General features: G+C 61.5%; 19 protein-coding genes. 11 read left to right on the plus strand and 8 right to left on the minus strand.

Annotation, left to right across the window (positions count from 1 at the left end; all coding sequences use genetic code 11):
• Positions 1-181 precede the first annotated feature (181 nt).
• The 3 genes from WCL10_RS18560 to WCL10_RS18570 are packed head-to-tail and all read left to right on the plus strand — an operon-like array spanning position 182 to position 2,278.
• Positions 182-514, plus strand: coding sequence for a hypothetical protein (locus tag WCL10_RS18560; protein ID WP_336897134.1), 333 nt, complete (start codon positions 182-184; stop codon positions 512-514).
• Positions 504-926 (plus strand): hypothetical protein, encoded by a 423-nt coding sequence (locus WCL10_RS18565; RefSeq protein ID WP_336897135.1) that lies wholly within the window; start codon positions 504-506, stop codon positions 924-926. The genes WCL10_RS18560 and WCL10_RS18565 overlap by 11 nt, the downstream gene beginning before the upstream one ends.
• On the plus strand, positions 854-2,278 hold the full coding sequence (locus WCL10_RS18570) for an AAA family ATPase (RefSeq protein WP_336897136.1): 1,425 nt from the start codon (positions 854-856) through the stop codon (positions 2,276-2,278). Before WCL10_RS18565 ends, WCL10_RS18570 begins: the two co-directional genes overlap by 73 nt.
• Positions 2,279-2,287: 9 nt before the next feature.
• Here the strand turns inward: WCL10_RS18570 and WCL10_RS18575 are convergent, their stop codons facing one another.
• The gene (locus WCL10_RS18575) at positions 2,288-2,929 is read right to left on the minus strand and encodes a S24 family peptidase (protein ID WP_336897137.1); all 642 of its coding nucleotides are present in this window, start codon (positions 2,927-2,929) and stop codon (positions 2,288-2,290) included.
• Between the two features lie 420 nt (positions 2,930-3,349).
• On the opposite strand from WCL10_RS18575, the gene WCL10_RS18580 reads away from it, so the two are divergent.
• Entirely contained in the window at positions 3,350-5,056 is a 1,707-nt protein-coding gene (locus WCL10_RS18580; RefSeq protein ID WP_336897138.1) for a sigma-54-dependent Fis family transcriptional regulator, read from the plus strand.
• Between the two features lie 93 nt (positions 5,057-5,149).
• Here WCL10_RS18580 and WCL10_RS18585 read toward each other — a convergent pair whose 3' ends face one another.
• Positions 5,150-5,569, minus strand: coding sequence for a hypothetical protein (locus WCL10_RS18585; RefSeq protein WP_336897139.1), 420 nt, complete (start codon positions 5,567-5,569; stop codon positions 5,150-5,152).
• Between the two features lie 203 nt (positions 5,570-5,772).
• On the opposite strand from WCL10_RS18585, the gene WCL10_RS18590 reads away from it, so the two are divergent.
• From WCL10_RS18590 to WCL10_RS18615, 6 genes are all read left to right on the plus strand, one after another.
• Entirely contained in the window at positions 5,773-7,335 is a 1,563-nt protein-coding gene (locus WCL10_RS18590) for an FAD-binding oxidoreductase (protein ID WP_336897140.1), read from the plus strand.
• Positions 7,332-7,661 carry a cytochrome c gene (locus WCL10_RS18595; protein WP_336897141.1) on the plus strand — a complete coding sequence of 110 codons (330 nt, stop codon included), beginning with the start codon at positions 7,332-7,334 and terminating at the stop codon, positions 7,659-7,661. The genes WCL10_RS18590 and WCL10_RS18595 overlap by 4 nt, the downstream gene beginning before the upstream one ends.
• Before the next feature lie 10 nt (positions 7,662-7,671).
• On the plus strand, positions 7,672-8,898 hold the full coding sequence (locus WCL10_RS18600; RefSeq protein WP_336897142.1) for an FAD-binding protein: 1,227 nt from the start codon (positions 7,672-7,674) through the stop codon (positions 8,896-8,898).
• A gap of 27 nt (positions 8,899-8,925) precedes the next feature.
• Entirely contained in the window at positions 8,926-11,511 is a 2,586-nt protein-coding gene (locus WCL10_RS18605; RefSeq protein WP_336897152.1) for a TonB-dependent receptor, read from the plus strand.
• A gap of 85 nt (positions 11,512-11,596) precedes the next feature.
• Positions 11,597-12,658 carry an aromatic ring-hydroxylating dioxygenase subunit alpha gene (locus WCL10_RS18610; protein WP_336897143.1) on the plus strand — a complete coding sequence of 354 codons (1,062 nt, stop codon included), beginning with the start codon at positions 11,597-11,599 and terminating at the stop codon, positions 12,656-12,658.
• Between the two features lie 25 nt (positions 12,659-12,683).
• Positions 12,684-13,754 carry an aromatic ring-hydroxylating dioxygenase subunit alpha gene (locus WCL10_RS18615; RefSeq protein WP_336897144.1) on the plus strand — a complete coding sequence of 357 codons (1,071 nt, stop codon included), beginning with the start codon at positions 12,684-12,686 and terminating at the stop codon, positions 13,752-13,754.
• A 28-nt stretch (positions 13,755-13,782) separates the two neighbouring features.
• Here WCL10_RS18615 and pcaD read toward each other — a convergent pair whose 3' ends face one another.
• The 6 genes from pcaD to WCL10_RS18645 are packed head-to-tail and all read right to left on the minus strand — an operon-like array spanning position 13,783 to position 18,350.
• Positions 13,783-14,577, minus strand: a complete 795-nt coding sequence (gene pcaD, locus WCL10_RS18620) for a 3-oxoadipate enol-lactonase (RefSeq protein ID WP_336897145.1) — start codon at positions 14,575-14,577, stop codon at positions 13,783-13,785.
• Positions 14,577-15,224, minus strand: a complete 648-nt coding sequence (locus WCL10_RS18625) for a 3-oxoacid CoA-transferase subunit B (protein ID WP_336897146.1) — start codon at positions 15,222-15,224, stop codon at positions 14,577-14,579. The genes pcaD and WCL10_RS18625 overlap by 1 nt, the downstream gene beginning before the upstream one ends.
• Positions 15,224-15,931, minus strand: coding sequence for a CoA transferase subunit A (locus WCL10_RS18630; RefSeq protein ID WP_336897147.1), 708 nt, complete (start codon positions 15,929-15,931; stop codon positions 15,224-15,226). The genes WCL10_RS18625 and WCL10_RS18630 overlap by 1 nt, the downstream gene beginning before the upstream one ends.
• Positions 15,932-15,954: 23 nt before the next feature.
• Positions 15,955-16,848 carry a dioxygenase gene (locus WCL10_RS18635; protein WP_336897148.1) on the minus strand — a complete coding sequence of 298 codons (894 nt, stop codon included), beginning with the start codon at positions 16,846-16,848 and terminating at the stop codon, positions 15,955-15,957.
• Between the two features lie 51 nt (positions 16,849-16,899).
• Positions 16,900-17,190 carry a muconolactone Delta-isomerase family protein gene (locus tag WCL10_RS18640; protein WP_336897149.1) on the minus strand — a complete coding sequence of 97 codons (291 nt, stop codon included), beginning with the start codon at positions 17,188-17,190 and terminating at the stop codon, positions 16,900-16,902.
• A gap of 11 nt (positions 17,191-17,201) precedes the next feature.
• Positions 17,202-18,350 (minus strand): muconate/chloromuconate family cycloisomerase, encoded by a 1,149-nt coding sequence (locus WCL10_RS18645; protein WP_336897150.1) that lies wholly within the window; start codon positions 18,348-18,350, stop codon positions 17,202-17,204.
• A gap of 108 nt (positions 18,351-18,458) precedes the next feature.
• Between WCL10_RS18645 and WCL10_RS18650 the strand changes: the two genes are divergently transcribed.
• Entirely contained in the window at positions 18,459-19,349 is an 891-nt protein-coding gene (locus WCL10_RS18650) for a LysR family transcriptional regulator (RefSeq protein ID WP_336897151.1), read from the plus strand.
• Positions 19,350-19,675 lie beyond the last annotated feature (326 nt).

Raw genomic sequence — 19,675 nt, forward strand, 5'->3', positions numbered from 1 at the left:
CTTTGGCGCTTTCCCGTCACTTTGACTTGCGGGTCTGGCTGGCCAATCGGTTTCGTGGCGTGGAGGCGAAGGCCGAACGATCTCGGGCCTTCTATGTTCTTGACGTGTTCCGCATGCCGACGTAGTATGATTTTCACTTTCGCAGAGTGACCAGGCTCCTTCACATGAAGGAATCTGAACGATGTCACGACCCAAATGCCTCCAGGCCTATGTCTCGGAGGAACTCGCTGCCCAGGCTCGGGCAGCCGCATCGACCAGCGGTCTGGCGGTCAGCGAATGGCTGCGCACGCTCATCGTCCGCGCCTGCGACAACGACCTCTCGGTCGCCAGTGATCGCAGCGTCATGCTCCGGCTCTACCGCCAGTCGCTCTTTGCCATGGTGGGGGTTGATGCCCTCCTTGCCGGCCACAGCGACCATGCCTTGCGTGAGCGGGTACATACCGCCTTCGTTGCCCGTTGCCGCGCTGCTGGTGTCGCCGAAATGACCGACGAGGGAGGCAGCCATGAAGCGTGATCTCGGCAATTTCACCCGCGGCAGCCAGCTCATCGAGCACTTCGGCTTCATGTTCGCGGCGGGTCTCAAAGGCCCGCTGATCATCGCGCTGATCGTCATGTGCTGGCTAACCTGGTGGACCGTTTCGGAAGGTATGTCCGACCACGAAGTCTACCTGGCGTGGATGCATGTCTACGGGGTCGGCTACCGGTTCATGGAGTTCGATCCGAGGCACGATGTGGCGGTAAAGACGGCATGGGGCAGGACCGTTACGTTCCCCATATCCCTGCTGGATGTCTATCCGCCAGTGTTGCGCGCCTGCTCAAACCTGTGGCCGACATCCTTCGCGAGGAGGGCAGGGTGGTACTGGGTCTCGCCGTGCAGAACACGCTGGTGCAAATGCTCGAGCGCGACACCGGCATTCCGTCGATGACGGTCGCGCGTTTCCTGCGCCGCCATCAGGACCTGCTGGAGGGTGGTGATCCAGCCCGTCTCGCCGAGGCCCGGGCGGATATGAAAGGCGCCGTGATTCTGCTCGACGAGGCCTCGATGGTCGGCAATGCCGACAAGGAAAAGCTGGTTGTTCTCGCCAATCTTCTCGGTGTCGACCGCTTCGCCAGCATCGGTGATCGCAAGCAGCTGGGTGCCGTCGATGCAGGCAAGCCTTTCGATGTGATGCAGCGCTCCGGCATCGAAACCGCCACGATGAACACCAATATCCGCGCCCGCACCAAGGCCTTGCGCGCCGCGCAGGAGGCGGCACAAGGCGGGCGGATCGATGACGCACTGCGGCACCTCGGCAAGAGTGTCGTCGAGGTCGGCGACGGCGCAGCGATCGAGGCGGCAGCGGCATGGCTTTCGCTTGCGCCGACTGATCGGGAACGCACCGCGATCTATGCCTCGGGGCGAGCGCTGCGCAGCGAGGTCAATGCCGCTGTCCAGACCGGGCTCAAGGCCAATGGCGAACTGGGTCAGACGGCGTTGAGGCTGGACGTGCTCTCCCGCGTCAACACGACGCGCGAGGAGCTGCGCTATGCATCGAGCTATCGCCCGGGGATGGTCGCCGTGTTCGACCGCGACAATAGGGCGCAAAAGCTAGGGAAGGGGACCTACTCGGTCATCGACAGTGACCGGCAGCGCGGGTCGGTGACCTTGGAGGGGGCAGGCGGCAAGCGTACCGTGTTGCGGGTTGATCGGCTTCGCCCCAATGGTGACTACGACCCGCTTCGTCTCTTCGAGGTCAAGCGCCTCGACATCCACGCCGGCGACCGGATCCGCTGGACCGAAACCGACCACAACCGCGGGCTCATCAACGCTGACCAGGCACGCATCACCGCGATCGGCCGGGACAGCGTTTCATTGGTGACCTCGACGGGCATCGCGCATGAGCTGCCGGCCAGCGATCCGATGCTGAAGCGGCTCGATCTGGCCTACGCGCTCAATGCCCATATGGCGCAGGGGCTCACTTCAGATCGCGGCATTGCGGTGATGGACAGCCGCGAGCGCAATCTCTCGAACCAGCAAACCTTCCTCGTGACCGTCACCCGCCTGCGGGATGGGCTAACCCTCTTCGTCAACGATGCCTCGCGGCTGGGCGCGGCCATCGCTCGCAACGCGGGCATGAAGCGCTCGGCCCTCGAAACCGTTGGCCTGCTGCGCGATGCGGCGGCTTCCGGGCTCATGAAGGGCAAACCCGAGGCAGCGCTGCAGAACGAGGCGCCGGTGCTCAAGGAGCCACCCGAGCGCCAGAAGGCGATGGTCAAGCCGTTCGAGATGGGGATCTGAGGCGGTGTATCAGACCTTGCGGCCGAACCAGAGGACGCGGCCAACGATATTGACCGAGCGGCGGTCCAGCCCCTGCCAGCTCGGATAGGCCGCGTTGTCGCTAACCACCGAAATTTTCCGCGCCTGCGGCTCGATCGCTATCCGTTTGACGTTGAGCGCCCCGTCCATGCGCAGGACATAGATCCCGTCGCGCAGCTTGGACTGCTCGTCCGACACATCGACCAGCACTTCGTCGCCGTCGTGCAGGGTCGGCTCCATCGAATCGCCAGTGACCTTGATGATCGAAAGGTTGGTGGGCTTGGCCTGGGTCAGCTTGCGCAGCCACTTGTCGTCAAAACCGAACTGGCCGGCTTTGGCCTCGGAGCCAGCCAAAGCGCCGTGACCTGCCGAGGCCTCGATATCCAGAACCGGGATCTGGACCAGCTGCACGATCGGTGTGGCCAAAGCAGTCGGCCCGCCCAGCACGGCCTCATCGACACCGAAGAACTGGGCCAGAATCTGCCGGTCCCGCTCGTCGAGATAACGCGGGCTACCCTTGCGGATGAACTGCTGGATGTAGGATACGTTGCGGCCGAGAAGCCGCGAGATCGACGAGTAGTTGACACCGCGCTGGCGGATCAACTCGTCAAGCGTTGCGCGTGGATCGTCCATGGTCTGCATTCCTGCGATTCTAGGATTTGATCCTAGGGCTAGGAAACATCCTTAATGGGAACGAAAGAGGAACGCAAGGGCGTGTTTTCAGGAGCTGCTGCGGAGCTGGATGCGGGCACTGAGATCGAGATGGCACCCAAGGGGATACTGTGTCGCGAGCTTCCGGTGACGACCACACTCGGTCATTCTCATCTACAACTGCGAACGTCCGGTCCTTACAGAAGCTGCCGATAAGCAGCTTCGAAGCGGTCGGTGGCGCTAAGAAATGCCAAGAGGTATGCTTAGGACGATCGCCGTGTGCTTGGTCTTGACGGCAGGCGCGCCGCAAGCTCTCTTGCCTGGCATTTTTCATGACGGCTGCGGCGCGTATCGCTGGCATCATTCGAGCCTCCTCGCGAGCCAGAAAAAGAGGATCTGGAAGTGGCAAAAGGCGATATGCACGCACAGATTCCGCAGGAACCGGCGTTCGACGATCTTCGCAAGTCGCTCCATTTCATGCCAGACGAGGCCTCGATCTGGCTGGACGGCCGGCGTATGATCCTAACCGAACATGAGGCCTCAGGCATCATGCGCCGCGAACTTATCCTGGCAGTCGGGTTGGAGCGTGCCCGCGCGATCATGACCAGGCTGGGGTATGAACTGGGCGGTGTGGAAGCTGAACTCGCCATTCGCGTGCGTAAGGACACTTCGGTGTTTAACGCGTTTTCTGCCGGGCCTCAACTCCATGCGCTCAAGGGTATGGTCAAGGTCGAGCCCATCATTTTCGACGTCGATCCCGAGAAGGGGCGGTTTTACACCGAATATTTCTGGCACCATTCAGCCGAGTGCGAGAGCCATCTGGCCCACCTCGGTGTAGGTCACCAGCCTGGCGGGTGGCAGCAGGTCGGGTACGCGTCAGGTTATGCCTCGGCCTTCTTTGGCAGGCCGTTTCTGTTCCGCGAGCTTGAATGCGTCGCGATGGGGCACAGCAAGTGCTTTCTTGTTGGCAAGCCTGCAGAGGAATGGGACGATCCGGAGAGCGAGCTTCGCTATTTCCGCGCTGAAAACTATTCGTCCCGGCCCAAAGGTTCGCCAAAGGCAGATACCGGGATCGACAGCGACCTGCGTATCGGTACGCGCACGATCGTCGGCGCATCGGCCGCGTTCAACGTCGTCTTCAACCTGATCGATAAAGTTGCACCGACCAACGCACCGGTTCTATTCCTTGGCGAAAGCGGTGTCGGCAAGGAGGTGTTTGCACGCGAATTGCATAAGCGCAGCAAACGCGCGGACAAGCCGATGATCGCGATCAATTGCGCGGCCATCCCTGAAAACCTGGTTGAAGCTGAACTGTTCGGCGTGGAGAAAGGCGCATTCACCGGGGCCGTCGCCACCCGTCCTGGGCGGTTTGAACGCGCCGACGGCGGCACATTGTTTCTCGACGAGATTGGAACCCTTACGCATTCGGCACAGGGCAAATTGTTGCGTGTCCTTCAAGAAGGCGAATTCGAACGGGTCGGCGGGATTGCGCCGCTGACGGCAAACGTGCGGATCATCGCGGCCACCAATGCCAACCTGCGAGATGACATCAAGGCCGGGCGTTTCCGGGCGGACTTGTTTCACCGGCTCAATGTGTTCCCTGTGCGCATTGCCCCCTTGCGCGAACGGCGCGCGGACATTCCATTGCTGATCAATCACTTTCAACGCAAATTTGCCCGCCAGCACAACAAAACGCTGAAGACCCTCTCGCAAGACGTGCTCCGCGCTTTCATGTCATATGATTGGCCCGGTAACGTGCGCGAACTGGAAAACATCGTCGAGCGCGGGGTCATTCTTGCGGATGATGATCTGCCGATCGACGTGCACCATCTGATGACCGAAGCAGACCGGGACGCTGATGCCGAGGGCGGCGATCCCTTCCGCGCCTACCTGCTTGATCGGCGCAGCAGCACCTCTGCAACTGGATCGCTTGGCGGCCAGATGCTCGAGAGCGGCCTTGGCGCAGACGGCGCGGTCTCCGCGATGATACGCGAGGCCTTGGCCCGAACTGGCGGCAATGTATCCGAAACAGCCCGGCTGACCGGCATGACCCGGTCCCAGGTCAACTACTGGCTCAAACGGAACCGGCCAGCGGATGTGCAATCCTGAACAGAATTCAGCGTAAATGTGTCTAATTGCGAACATCAATCTGAGACGCCAGCGGGCTTGAGCCGCTAGAACTCCGGGAAATCTGCCAAAAACTTAGTTTGGCACGGCGTATGCAGAGCAGGCTCCCGAAGCGCGGCGCATTACGAATGCCGCGTTCGGGAGAACAAGATGCCAAATAGGCGCCAGGTCATGGCCGGCGGATTGCTCGGCTGCGCACTGGGTGCGCTGCCCGCTCAGGCCGCGCAGTTGATCGAGATCGGCAATGCCGCCATCCTGATCGGCAATGGCTTCGCCGATGGCGTGCTTTTTCAGGATGGGTGCGGCCAGGCAGTCCGAGCCGGCCAATGTGATGTGGCCCTCACGGCACTGGCCAGCGGCGGTTTCAGAACGCCACGCGTGATTGCGATAGCGCAACAGTCCGATGCCTTTCCCTTGCAGCAGTTGCTCGCTGCCGAAGGCTATCGGTCTGTCTTTAGCGCCGAACATCTTCGCAGCACAGGCCGGATCGAACACCGGCTTCTGGGCAATGCCGCTCTGGTCGGGGCAGTTGCATCTGGTCTTTCACGGACCGGAGCGAACTGGGCCAGCGCGCTGGCCCTAACTCTGCGCAGGCCCGGATTCTCTTACTCCGAGGCAAGACTTGCCCAGAAGGTTGCAACCCCCGCGCATGCTGGTCCGGCTTTCCTCAACAGTTTCCTGTTTGAGAGGATGCCGGTATGAGCGCCCTGCTTCCCCCGGGTGTTTCCGCGCAGCAGTTTGCCCAGGCGCTCACGGCCATGCGTGCGGTCGTCGGGCCGGAGTGGGTCTTTGCCAACGACGAGGACATCACCGCCTACAGCGATCACTTCGCCTTCGAGGATGTTTCGGTCAATCTGGCCTCTGCCATCGCGGCCCCGCTTGGCCTTGACCAGATCACGCGGATCATAGCCATTGCCCGAGATCACCAAATACCGGTCTGGGCGATCTCGACCGGGCGCAACCTAGCCTATGGCGGCTCAGCGCCCCGCAAGCACGGCACGCTGACACTCGATCTCAAGCGCAACAATCGCATCCTCGAAGTCAACGAAGAGCTGGCCTACGCGGTAGTCGAGCCGGGCGTTTCGTTCTTCCAACTATATCGGCACTTGCGCGAGATTGGCTCGAAGCTCTGGATCGATACGCCCTCGCCCGGCTGGGGCGGCATCATGGGCAACATGCTCGAACGCGGGGTCGGCTACACCCCGTATGGCGACCGCTTCATGTGGCAATGCGGCATGCAGGTGGTGCTGGCTGATGGCACCGTTGTGGACACCGGCATGGCCGCACAGGATGGTAGCCAGACGGGCAATCACACTTATCGCTATGGCAGCGGGCCGTGGATTGACGGCATTTTCACGCAGTCCAATTTCGGCATCGTCACCAAGGTCGGCATCCAATTGATGCCCGAACCGCCAGGATACAGGCCGTTTCTGGTCACGTTTGCGGAAGATGAGGACATCGCACCGGTCTCGGACCTGATCCGCCCGCTGAAGATGACGCACGTCATCCCCAATGCAGCGGTTACCTGCAGCCTCAATCTGGAAGCGGCGACCTCGCTCGACCGCACGAAGTACCATGTCGATGCTGGACCTCTGCCGGAAGCAGCACGCCGCCGCATGATGGCGGATCTAAACGTCGGCAAATGGAACTTCTACGCGGCGCTCTATGGCCCAGAACCGGTTATGGACGCCCACTGGGAGGTGATCCGCGATAGCTTCGCCACGGTCAAAGGCGCTCGCTTCTTCACGGCAGACGACCGCAAGGGCGATGTGGTGTTCGGTTACCGCACCAAGCTGATGCGCGGCGAACCGAACATGACCGAGTTCGGCATTCTTAACTGGATGCCCAACGGCGCACACCTTGGCTTTTCGCCGGTGGCGCCGGTCGATGGCAAAACCGCGCTCGACCAGTACCGGCTCGCCGAGGCGATCTGCAACCGGCATGGGTTCGACTACACCGGCATGTTCATCGTCGGCTTCCGCGCGATGCACCACATCGTCGAGCCGATCTTCTCGCGCAGTGACGAGGATCAGCGCAGCCGCCTGATCACAATGGTCACAGAACTCATCGATGAGGCGGCCAAGCGCGGCTACGGCGAATACCGCGGGCACCTTAGCTTCATGGACCAGATCGCCGGCACCTATGGCTGGGGCGACAATGCGCTGATGAAGCTGAGCCAGCGGATTAAGCGCGCGCTCGATCCCACCGGCATCATGGCCCCGGGCAAAAGCGGCATCTGGCCGGAAAAGGCATCGTCATGAAATCGCTGATCACCCCGCTGGCCTTGCTGGGCCTCGCCACCGGGTCACTCGCCCATGCCGCGCCAGATGGCGGGACCCTGTTCGCCCGCAATTGCGCCTCCTGCCATGCCTCGGGCCCCGGCCACCCCGGCACCGCGCGCCTTATAATCGATAGCGGGCCAGACGTTGCAGTGCTCGAACAGCGCAGCGATCTAAACGCGGAACGCGTGACCACGGCGGTCCGCCAGGGCTTCCAGATGATGCCTCCTTTCCGCCGAACCGAGCTTTCCGACGCCGAGGTCAAGGCCATCGCCCGCTGGCTGTCTGCCCCGAAATCCAAGCGCTGAGGTGGAAGCGATGACGGATCTCAAGCCATTGATCGCTCGCCTAGCGGCTGTCGGCACGCAGGTTTCGGGCATTGAAAGCCCACGCGATCTTGCCGCACTGAAAGCTGTATTAGCCCGCATTCGCGGCAGCGGCGCAAACCATGTCGTGGCCGTGGATGCGTTCGGCACCGGGCTCGTCCTGCCCGCCTCGCCCAGTCCCGCCGTGCTGATCGATCTGACCGGCATGGCGCGCATCAACGATCTAGACGGGGACTACGCGCTGGCTCTGGTCGAGCCGGGGGTGACCTTTCGCCAACTGGGCGCGGAGATCGCGAGAAGGCAACTGCCCTTGTCGATCGATGCGACCATTCATCCCGATATTTCGGTCGCCGCAGCCACGCTCTCCCGCCAGTTCGGGTACACGCCTTATGGCGACCGCGTGCTGATGCAGTGCGGGGCCGAGGTCGTATTACCCGGCGGCGATGTCGTGCGCCTTGGCATGGGCGCGGTGCCGAATTCGCGCACCTGGCAGATGTTCAAGCACAATTTCGGACCCTATCTCGATGGGCTATTCACGCAATCTGACCTAGGCTTGGTCACCCAGCTCGGCCTTTGGCTTGCCCCTTCGGCACCCCAATTGAGCCCGTTGCGGGTCGAGATCGACAGCATCGCCGTAGCCGACCAGCTGATCGGCGCGCTGCGTCCGCTGCGGATCGCCAATGTCATCGCGCACACTATCGCATTCACGACCGCCGCATTCGACCGGGCCAGTTTCGGCGCGCGCGGATCGGATAAGCTGCAACTGACCACGGCGCTTGTCGGCCTGCCCAAAGTGCTCGCCGTCTACGCACCGCTCATCGCCCAGATCATCGCTGGAACACCCGGCGCGCGGGCAATTCCAGATGACAACGCGCCCGAATGGCTTGCGCGCAAGAGCCTGCTGGCCGGGCAAGCATTACCAGACGCTTTGCCGCCGGTTCCTTTCATCGATTTTGCGGGCGCCGCAAGCAGCGGCGTGATGGCGCGGGCGGCAACCGCGTTCGGCGGCGTTGCAGCCGAATATCTGCTGACCGGGCGTACGCTGCTGGTCCGGGTGCTCGCTCCTGCTGACGGCCCGGCGCTGGTTGCAGCTGCAGTCTCGGCCGGTTTCGGCATCGCCTCACAATCGCTGGAATTTGAAAAGTTGGCGCGGGCGGCGGGCGCAAAGTCTGCGCTGGCACAAGTCCACACGCGCCTGCGCGGCGCGCTTCACGCCTGAAACAATAGAACAAGGGGGGGTAAAATGATGAAACTGTTTGGTTCGACAGCTTTGGTGACGATCTTTGCGACACTGCTACCGGCGCAGGTCCACGCGCAGGAGCAAACGACGGCCGCTGAAGACACCGGTGGTATCGCAGAGATCGTCGTCACTGCACAGAAGCGCGCGGAAAATGTCCAACAAGTGCCGATCGCAATTTCCGCTTTCACAGCCAGTTCGCTCAAGGAACGCGCGGTTGGCGATGTGTCTTCGCTCGCGAACATCTCACCAAACGTTTCGCTCGATGCGGGCACACCGTTTTCGGGTTCCACCGCAGTGCTCTCGGCCTATATCCGCGGCATCGGCCAGAACGATTTCGCTGCCAATCTTGATCCCGGCGTCGGCGTTTATCTGGATGGGGTCTATCTCGCGCGGACCGTCGGCGCGAACCTTGATCTTCCCGACGTCGAGCGAGTCGAGATTCTCAAAGGCCCGCAAGGCACGCTGTTTGGCCGCAACACCATCGGCGGTGCGATCTCCATCGTGACGCGCAATCCCGGAAAGCAGCTCTCTTTTAGCGGTGACATCACCATGGGCCGCTACAATCGCCTTGATCTCAGGGGAACTGCCAACGTCCCCATTACCGAGACGCTGGGCGCAAGCCTCACGTTCTCGACCAAGGACCGGGACGGCTTCCAGAAGCGGGTCGATTATCCCGGCGCAGGTCGCTTTGTGAGCGATGTCGATCAAGCATTCCGCTCGAACTACTATCAGGGCGCCAACAGCAATGGCGGCGCGAACGAGTGGACGGTTCGCAGTAAACTGCGTTGGGACGCCAGCAGCCGCCTGCGCCTGACGATTTCGGGCGACTATCTGCGGCAGGATCAGGCTGCCACGGCCAACAATGTCCTCGCCGTCACTGCCAATGATCCCGGCCCGTTTGCCCCGACCGTCGATCGGGCGCTGGTCATTCCGGGGCTGGGCGCAACGGCCTTGTATGATGCGTCCTCGGGCCTTACGCCCAATGGCTTCAACTTCGCCGGCCTCTACAATTTCTGCATCGGCTCGACCGCCGCCGAAATCGCCGCCCGCAATGCCACCGCCCTGTGCGGATCGCGCGGAACCCCGCTCAATCCCGGGCAGCAGCTTGGCGGCCTCGCCAGTGTCAATGTCGATGGCAACCCGAACAACGACCGCCTGCCGATCGACAACCGCTGGGTCACCACCGATCCGGACAAGACTTTTGCGACTGGCAACAGCTATTCGAAGATGAAGAACTGGGGCATCGCCGGCACGATCGATTTTGATCTGGGAGATAACCTCGCGCTCAAATCGATCACCAGTTACCGCAAGATCGACTGGAGCAGCGGCCTCGATGCCGACAATGCGCCTATCCGCATTCTGGAATTCGCCTTCTCGCTGCGCCAGTGGCAGTTCAGCCAGGAGTTGCAGCTGACCGGGCAGGCCTTTTCCAACCAGCTGAAGTATGTTCTAGGCGCATATTATTTCAAAGAAAACAATGATTTAAATGATTTCGTGACGTTCGATCAGGGGCTGCTGCAGATCGCGGGGCCAAACAAGCTGAAAACCAGAAACTACGCTTTCTTCGGGCAGATCGATTACCGACTGAACGATCTGATCGGCATCACCGTCGGCGGGCGCTACACCCACGAAGACAAGAGCATCAACGGCGGCCAGAGCGACCTTAACGGCTTCAACTACAAGCTGTTCAACTGCCCCGTGTTCGGTGATCCTTGCACAAGCGCGCTGGGCTTTACCAACCCGCAGCAGCCGCTGCGCTATTACGTGACCCCGACCCAGAACAAATCGTTCAGCAACTTCGCACCGAAGATCGGCGTGCAACTGCACCCATCAGACAATCTCATGGCCTACGGCTCGTTCGCGCGCGGCTACAAGACGGGCGGCTGGACCACACGGCTTTCCAACCCGCTACCCTACGCACCCAGCTTCGATCCGGAAAAGGCGGAAAGCTTCGAGATAGGCGTGAAATCGACGCTGTTTGATCGCCGCCTGCAGATCAATGCGGCCGCTTTTACCACGCGGTTCAAGGGCATCCAGCTGAACTTCCAGCAGGGTGTTTCCCCCACGATCCAGAACGCGGGCACTGCGCGGATCAAGGGATTCGAGATCGAACTGACTGCGGCCCCCACCCGCAACTTCTCGATCGTATCCTCGATCGGATACACCGACGCTTATTACACCGATGTGCTGCCGCAGGCGGTCGTTGCGCCCGGTCCGCACCAGGCCGGCACGGCCGTCGGGGTGACGCTGCCCAAGACACCGAAGTGGAAGTTCAACGTCAGCCCCCGCTACGAGCTATCGTTGCACGGCTCAGGTTCACTGGTCCTGCTGGCGGACTACACGCACACATCCTCGCAGTGGAACGATACGGAGCGCACGCTCACCCTGCTGCGTCCGGCAACCGACATCCTGAATGCCAGCGCCACCTACAAGCCAGGCAACGGCGTTTGGGAGCTGACCGCTGGCGGCACCAACCTCACCAGCGAACGCTTCCTCACGTCCGGGGGGACCCAGCAGAACGGGGCGGGGATAATCTTCGGCACCCCGAACCGTCCGGTCGAATGGTATCTGCGCTTCGGCGTGAAGTTCTGACGGGGCTGAGCCGACAGCGCTTCCCCCCCCTTCCTATCCGGGTGGCAGAGCACCGCTGCCGCCCGGCTTCCCAGGGATATCGACCATGACCAACGCTCATCCGAATTTCGTCCGCAATTGCTGGTATGTCGCCGGCTGGGATTACGAGTTCACCGCTGGAACGCCGCATTCACGCACGCTGCTGGGCGAACCCGTCGTTTTTTTCCGCAAGGGTTGTGGCACGCTCGTGGCCATGGCCGATCGCTGCGTCCACCGGCTTGCACCGCTGTCGCTCGGGCGGATCGAGGGCGATGATATCCGCTGCATGTACCACGGCATGCGCTTCACGGCGGAAGGGCAATGCGTCGAGATTCCCGGGCAGGACGTGATTCCCAAATCAGCCTGTATCCGGACCTATCCGGTCGCCGAACAAGGGAGTTGGGCATGGATATGGATGGGGGATCCCAACCTTGCCGATCCGGCCCTGTTGCCCCACGCGCGCGGCCTCGATGATCCCGAGTGGGTGCTGAAGACAGGCCAGCTAGACTATGCCGCGCCGCATGAGCTGATCAACGACAACCTGCTTGATCTTTCGCACCTCGCCTATGTGCACGTGGCCTCGTTCGGTGCGACGACGGGATGGATCACCCGGCAGCCGCGCACCACCCAGATCGCGCGCGGGGTGCGCGTTGATCGCTGGGTCGAAGGCGCACCGCCGCTGCCGCCACTGCCCTCGCTCGCCGCCCATGAAAGCGTCGACATGTGGGCCAGCTACGAGTTCCTGATCCCCGGCGTGTTTCTGATGCACACCTCGCTCCACCCCCCGGGCACGGCTGCCGCCTGCAATCATGAGGCCCCGGCGGGCGATGTGCTGTTTTCCAATTTCACCTGCCAGGCGGTCACTCCGCTCACTGCCGACAGTTCGCGGTACTTCTTCTCGTGGGGGCCGGGCGCGGCATTTGGTGATGAAATCATTGCTCAGCAAATGATCGATGTCGCGATGGCAGCCTTCTTGGAGGACAAACAGATCATCGAAGCACAGGCCCGCATCATCGCGATGTCGCCAGGCGAAATGATCATGCCCAACGCCGCAGACCGAACCGTCACGATTTTTCAGCGGATGATGGAACGGATGAAACAACCCGCCAGCGCACTGGCGCAGCCCTGAACACACCCCGGACATGGAGAGCCCGATGAACGCCCCGGCCAATGCAGCCGCCAAGATACCCGCGCGCTATCTCACCAATACCTGGTATGTCGCCGCGCTTTCGACCGAGGTCAACGCGCAGGCGCTGTTTCACCGGAAGATCCTCGATACTTCGGTGATGATCTACCGGCTGGCAGATGGCTCGCCCGTCGCGCTGCATGATCGCTGCCCGCACCGGTTCGCGCCGCTCCACATGGGCAAGCGCGAAGGGGATGAGGTAGCCTGTTTCTACCACGCCCTGCGCTTCAACAGCGGCGGGGCATGCACGCACAATCCACACGGCAACGGCAATATCCCGGATGGTGCCAAGGTTCGGGTATTTCCCTTGCTTGAACGGCATGGCTTCATTTGGATCTGGATGGGTGAGCAAGTCGCCGATCCGGGTCTTCTTCCGGATTTCAGCCCGCTGGAGGATAGTGGGCCCAACGCGGTAGGCTACACCTACATGCACATGGAGGCGAATTTCGAGCTCATCATCGACAACGTCATGGACCTCAGCCATATCGATCACGTGCACGGCGAAATCATCTCGACGCGCGGGAAACTCTCTCCCAAGATCCCCAAGATCCGCTCTACTGCGCGCTCGATTTCCTCACGCTGGGAGTGGGAGCAGCAGCCAGCAATGCTGATCCTCGCACCCTTCCTGCCCGAACCCGATGCCGAGGCGCGTCAGTACTTCGATATCACCTGGACGCCGCCTGCGAACATCCAGCTGTCCGTAGGCGCGGTCCAGGGAGACCTCGCTTTTGAGGATGCGGTCATGCAGTACGACCTGCATACCGCCACTCCTGAAAGCCAGTTTTCGACCCACTACTTCTTTGCGACTCGGCGCAATCACGACATCGACAACGCCGAGTACAACGCGATGAAGATCAAGGCGATGCATGACACGTTCGAGGCTGAGGATGGCCCGATCATCACCGGCGTCCAGCGGGAAATGGGCGATGCCGATTTCTTTGAACTCAACCCGGTGCTGATGTCGAACGATGTCGGCCCGGTGCGGGTTCGCAAGCTGCTGCAGAAGCTGATTGAGGAAGAGCGGGCCACTTCAGGCTGATAGCAGGCGGGCAGCTTGCTGTTGGATTTCAGCCTTGTGCCGCTCCCGCGCTGATGAAGGATAGCAACACAGCGGCCAGTTCCTCGGGCACATCGATCGGCGCGAGATGTGCACCGGGCATCACCACGTGCCGCGCGCCAGAGATCGCAAGAAGCAGATGCTCGCCGTGACCTTCGAACGGAGTCGAGACGTCTTTCGCACCGGTCACAACCAGCGCAGGACAAATGATCTCGGCGAGACGCTGGGCAAGCGTCATATCGCGAATAGCCGCCGCGCATCCGGCATAGCCCACCGCCGACATGGTGGAGAGCTGACGCCGCAGCGTTGCGGCCTGCGCGGGATTGGCAGCGATGAAATCTGGAGTCAGAAAACGGCCCATCGCCATCTCGGCAATGCTGGTCATGCCCTCTGACCGCACTTTGGTGATCCGGTCGTTCCATGCCCCGGGGTCCATAGTTGCCGATGTGCAGATGAGGGCGAGGCGCGAGATGCGGCCTGGCTGCGTCATCGCCATTTCCATCGCGATCATCCCGCCGAGCGAAACCCCGGCAATCGCCGCCTCTGCCAGCCCGGCATGGTCCATCACGCCGAACACATCGCCTGCCAACTCAGCCAGCGTGTAGTCTCCGGCAGGGGCATCGGACGCGCCGTGGCCGCGCGTGTCGATCCGCAGCAGCCTGAAAGATTTGCGAAGTGCGGGCAAGGCAGCGTCCCACAAGTCCATGTCCGTGCCGATCGAGTTCAGCAGGACGAGACCGCGAGCACTCTCTTCGCCTTCCAGCTTCCAGTAGATGCGGGTGCCGGCTGAAACTGAAAACGGCATCAGTTTGGTACTCCCATGGCAAGCGGCGCACCGGTCCTTGCAACCACTTCTTCTGGAGAAACGCCTGGTGCCACTTCCAGCAGCGTCAATCCGCCGTGCCGCTTGTCCACCGCGATCACGGCAAGGTCGGTGATGATGAGATCAACCACGCCCTTGCCAGTCAGCGGAAGGGTGCAGGCTTCGAGGATCTTAGGGCTGCCATCCTTGGCGCAGTGGTCCATCACCACCACGATCCGCTTCACGCCAGCAACCAGGTCCATGGCGCCGCCCATGCCCTTCACCATCTTGCCCGGGATCGTCCAGTTGGCCAGATCGCCAGTGGCCGCCACTTCCATCGCGCCGAGCACGGCCATGTCGATATGGCCGCCTCGGATCATGGCGAAGCTATCAGCCGAGGAAAAGAAGCTCGAAGTCGGCAGCGCGGTCACGGTCTGCTTACCGGCATTGATCAGGTCGGGATCGGCCTCACCTTCATAGGGGAACGGCCCGATCCCGAGCATCCCGTTCTCGCTTTGCAGCGTGACCTTGATCCCGTGTGGCACATGGTTAGCGACCAACGTGGGTATGCCGATGCCAAGATTGACGTAATAGCCATCGCGCAGTTCTTCCGCCGCGCGGGCCGCCATTTCATTGCGGGTCAAAGCCATTATGCAGGCTCCTTCGGCCGGGTCGTCAGCTTTTCGATGCGCTTCTCGTTGATGGTCGAGACGACAAGGCGGTCCACGTAGATCCCAGGCGTGTGGATGCAGTCGGGATCGAAAGTGCCAGCGGGCACGATCTCCTCCACTTCCGCCACGGTAATCCGCCCGGCGGTCGCCATGTTGGGATTGAAGTTGCGCGCGGTCTTGCGGAACATCAGGTTGCCCTCGGGATCCGCGCGCCACGCCTTGATGATGGAAAGATCGGCCCGCAGCCAGGTTTCGCGCACATATTCATGCCCCTCAAACAGCTCGGTCGGCTTGCCGTCTGCCACCACGGTGCCGACACCCGTCCGGGTATAGAACGCGGGGATGCCCGCACCGCCTGCGCGGATTCGCTCGGCAAGCGTGCCTTGCGGCGTCAGTTCCAGTTCCAGCTCGCCGGAAAGGTACTGCTGCTCGAACAGCTTGTTCTCGCCCACGTAGGAGGCGATCATCTTGCGGATCTGGCGGCTTTCCAGCAGCATCCACAGCCCGAAGCCATCCGCGCCGGCATTGTTCGAAATCACGGTCAGGCCGGTGACGCCTGCCGCGCGGATGACTGGGATTAGGCTCTCTGGATTGCCCGAGAGGCCGAACCCGCCCGACATCACGGTCATACCATCGAACAGCAGCCCTTGCAGTGCAGCAGCTGGCTCATCGTAAATCTTCGACATTGCTGGCTTCCAGCTCCTGGCGTTTACGCTGCTGCGCGGTTGCGCGTCGAGAACTGCTGCTCGTCTGCGGCATCGGCAAGCTGTAGCACGAAGTCGAACGCGATCGAGGCGGCATCGCCCTGCCAGATCGGCACTGGCAGAAGGCCTTCGCGTGTGCCGAAGGCGAAGTCTTCCTTGGCGAACGGGTCATCCCCGAAATTGATTTGCGTGGTCAGCTGGCGGTAGCCGGGTGCTTCTATGAAGAAGTGCACATGCGCCGGGCGATTTCCATGCCGGCCAAGCGCTGCCATGTAGACATCGGTCGCGCCGCCCGGCGGCACGCTATAGCCGCGAGGCATCTTAGACCTGAATGCATAGCGGCCATCCGGTCCCAGCTTGATCCGGCGCCGGTTGTTGAACGGGGTCTGCTCGGTCGTCGGATCGAAGTGCGAATACCAGCCTCGCGAGTTCGCGTGCCACACATGCAGGATCGCATCGCGCACCGGCTCTCCGTCCGGCCCGGTGACCACGCCGGTCATGTAGAGGTTCGTCGTGTCATCAGGATCGGTCGTCAGGTTCACATCGAGCCCTTCGACGAGCGGCGCACCAGCGACATAGAGCGGCCCTTCGATCGTGCGCGGCGTGCCGCCAGTCTTGCCTGCTTCGGCGTCCTTGGCATCGAGGAACAAGTCCATGAAGTGTTCAAGGCCGATGCCTGGAATGATCAGGCCGATCTCGCCAGCGCCGTCCTGCACATATTTGACGGCCGCCCAGAATTCGTTTTCCGTCACATCGTGATCGACGACTATGGCTGCCACCGCCTCAAGCAGATCGCGGGTGATCGCCTTGAGGCGCGTGTTGCCGCCATCGCTGTCGAGGCCAGCTGCCTTGTCGAACAGCGCCTGCACTTCGGCGGTCTTGATGAAGCTCTTGTCCATGTCGTCTCTCCGGTCGGTCTTGTTCTGGTTGCGGCCTTCTCGCGCTTGTTTTCAGCGGTCGTCGTCGTGCGCTGATGAAGGATGGCGGCACAGCGCGGTGACGGTCACCGTCATGAAGGGATACAGCGGCAGGCCCACGAGAAGGTCGTGCAGTTCGGCATTGCTGGCGACATCAAAGATACTGACGTTGGCGTATTGGCCGACCACGCGCCAAATATGTCGCCAGGTTCCCGCAGCCTGCAGTTCCTGAAACCGCGCTTTCTCTTCCATCTTGAGCCTCGCGGCTTCCGCCGGATCGAACCCGGGCGGAATGGCAACAATCATTTCCACCTTGAAAAGCATCTCGGGTCCTTTCAGGCGACAGCGTGAACGATGGGGGCGGTGCGATCCCGCCGGAAGTAAGCGATCTTGTCTGTATCGAGCGCGATGCCGAGGCCCGGGCCGGTTGGCACGGTGAGTTCGAAATCAGCGTAGGTCAGAGGCGCAGCCAGGATTTCCTCGGTCAGCAGCAGCGGTCCGAACAGTTCGGTGCCCCAGGTGAGATCGGGGAACGTTGAAAAGAGGTGGGCCGACGCGGCTGTTCCGACGCCGCCCTCGAGCATGGTCCCGCCGTAGAGTCCTATGCCCGCAGCGCTGGCAATGGCAGCGACGGCGCTTGCGGCATGAAGGCCGCCTGACTGGGCGATCTTCACCGCATAGACCCGCGCTGCACCAGCTGCCGCAAGGCGAAACGCCGAGCGCGGTCCATTGAGCGCTTCGTCAGCCATCAGGGGCACACTATGGCGCACCGAAAGCCGCGCCATGGCATCCACGTCATCGCGCGCCACCGGCTGCTCGACCAGATCGACGCCGACGTCGTGCAACAGGCCCATTCCGATATTGGCCTGCGGCTCGGACCAGTTCTGGTTGACATCGACCCGCACGTTTGCGCGTCCGGCGAAGGCTTTGCAGATCGCTCCGACATGCGCGACGTCGGCCGCGACAGAGCGCTTGCCGATCTTGAGCTTGAATATCCGGTGGCGGCGCTGGGCTAGCATGGCCTCGCCTTCGTCGATGTCGCGGGCTGTATCCCCGCTGGCCAGAGTCCAGGCCACAGGCAGCGATCCGCGCACCCTTCCGCCACCAATCAATTCGGACACTGGCATGCCCAGCCGCTTTCCGGCCATGTCGATCAGCGCAGTCTCGACCGCGCACTTGGCAAAGTGGTTGCCGCGCACTGATCTGCCTATCGCTTCGACCGCGGCGCCGACTTGCGCCGAATTGCGCCCGCGCAGGATGGGAGCGATGTAGGTGTCAATGGCAGACTTGATACTTTCCGGGCTCTCTTCGCCATAGCTGAGCCCGCCGATCGTGGTGCCTTCGCCGATGCCTTGCGCACCGTCGCTATCCGTAAGGCATACGATCACCATCGACTGCGAATGTATTGTGGCCATCGCCAGAACATGCGGGCGAATGGTCGGCACATCGACGATGCAGGTATCGATATGCTCAATAACAGCCATCGCGCCTGTGCTTCCTTGTTGGTTGTTCCTATGGCGCAAAGGTATGCTTTGGCGGCCGAATGATCCAAGACCATTGCGGTTGCGCAATGATACCTTCAAGGTATAATTATGGATCTAAAGCAGCTTCGCTATTTCCTCGTCGTGGCAAGCGAGCGAAACTTCACACGCGCCTCCGAACGGCTGCACATTGCTCAGCCGCCGCTCAGCCGCGCGATCCAACGGCTCGAAGAAGAGGTGGGGGCACCGCTGATCGACCGGCACGTCCGCCCCATGAAGCTTACGCCGCTAGGCTTGCTGTTCCAGGAGCAGGCCCTGCAGATGCTTGGCCGTATGGACGATATGAAAGCCATGGTGCAAGCTGCGGTCGCTGCCGAACGACGCCGCTTCACGATCGGTTTCGTGGCGTCAACGATGTATGCCCGTCTGCCCGAATACATTCGCGAGTTTCGCAAGCGTGCGCCTGATCTCGAGCTGACTTTGATCGAATGCACGACACTTGAGCAGATCAGCGCTTTGAAGGATGGCCGGATCGACGTGGGCTTCGGGCGAATACGCTTCGACGATGCAGCCGTAAAACGCACGGTGCTGACCCATGAGCGCCTCGTTGTCGCATTACCGATCAATCATTCCCTTGCCCGAGAGAGCAATCCGGTTTCCCTGCACAGGATCGCGCAAGAGCCGCAAATCATTTACCCTCGCTCGCCAAGGCCAAGCTATGCTGACCAAGTCTTGTCTCTGTTTCGCGACTATGGGCATGAACCGCGCGTCATACATGAAGCACGCGAACTGCAGATCGCGATCGGTCTGGTCGCAGCCGAAGAAGGGGTGGCGGTTGTCCCAGAGTCGATTACGCGATCAAGATCGCACGATGTCACGTATCGGAGCATCGTTGAGCCGGCCACTTCCCCGATCATCATGAGCCACAGGATTGATGATGGCTCTGCCGATTTGCAGCTCATGTCTGAAGTTATCGCATCGAACAGTGCTGCGCAGGGTTGATCCGTGCGTCCCTGCCCATTCAAATTGCTGCCATGCCTAGCATGGTCTGACCCCGAGGATTTCCTTCGTGTTATTGAGTGGTTCGGCTCTGTCGTGGATGAAAGCAGTCCTGAATCTCCGGCGGGATTTGTCAAGCCCAGTTAGTGCTGCGGATAATCGAGCGTGCCGATCCATAAGCGGCGCAGCGGAGCCTATTTCCACTATGGGCAATCTGAAAGCCGGAAGTCTGTACCCAACCCAGTTACGGTCGGACTGCGTGACACGTCAGGTGTATGACCTGCCCCCCGAAAGATCCCTCGATCTGATGTAGAGTCTGCCCATTGGAA

It is taken from the genome of Novosphingobium sp., from assembly GCF_037133355.1.
Lineage (GTDB): Bacteria > Pseudomonadota > Alphaproteobacteria > Sphingomonadales > Sphingomonadaceae > Novosphingobium.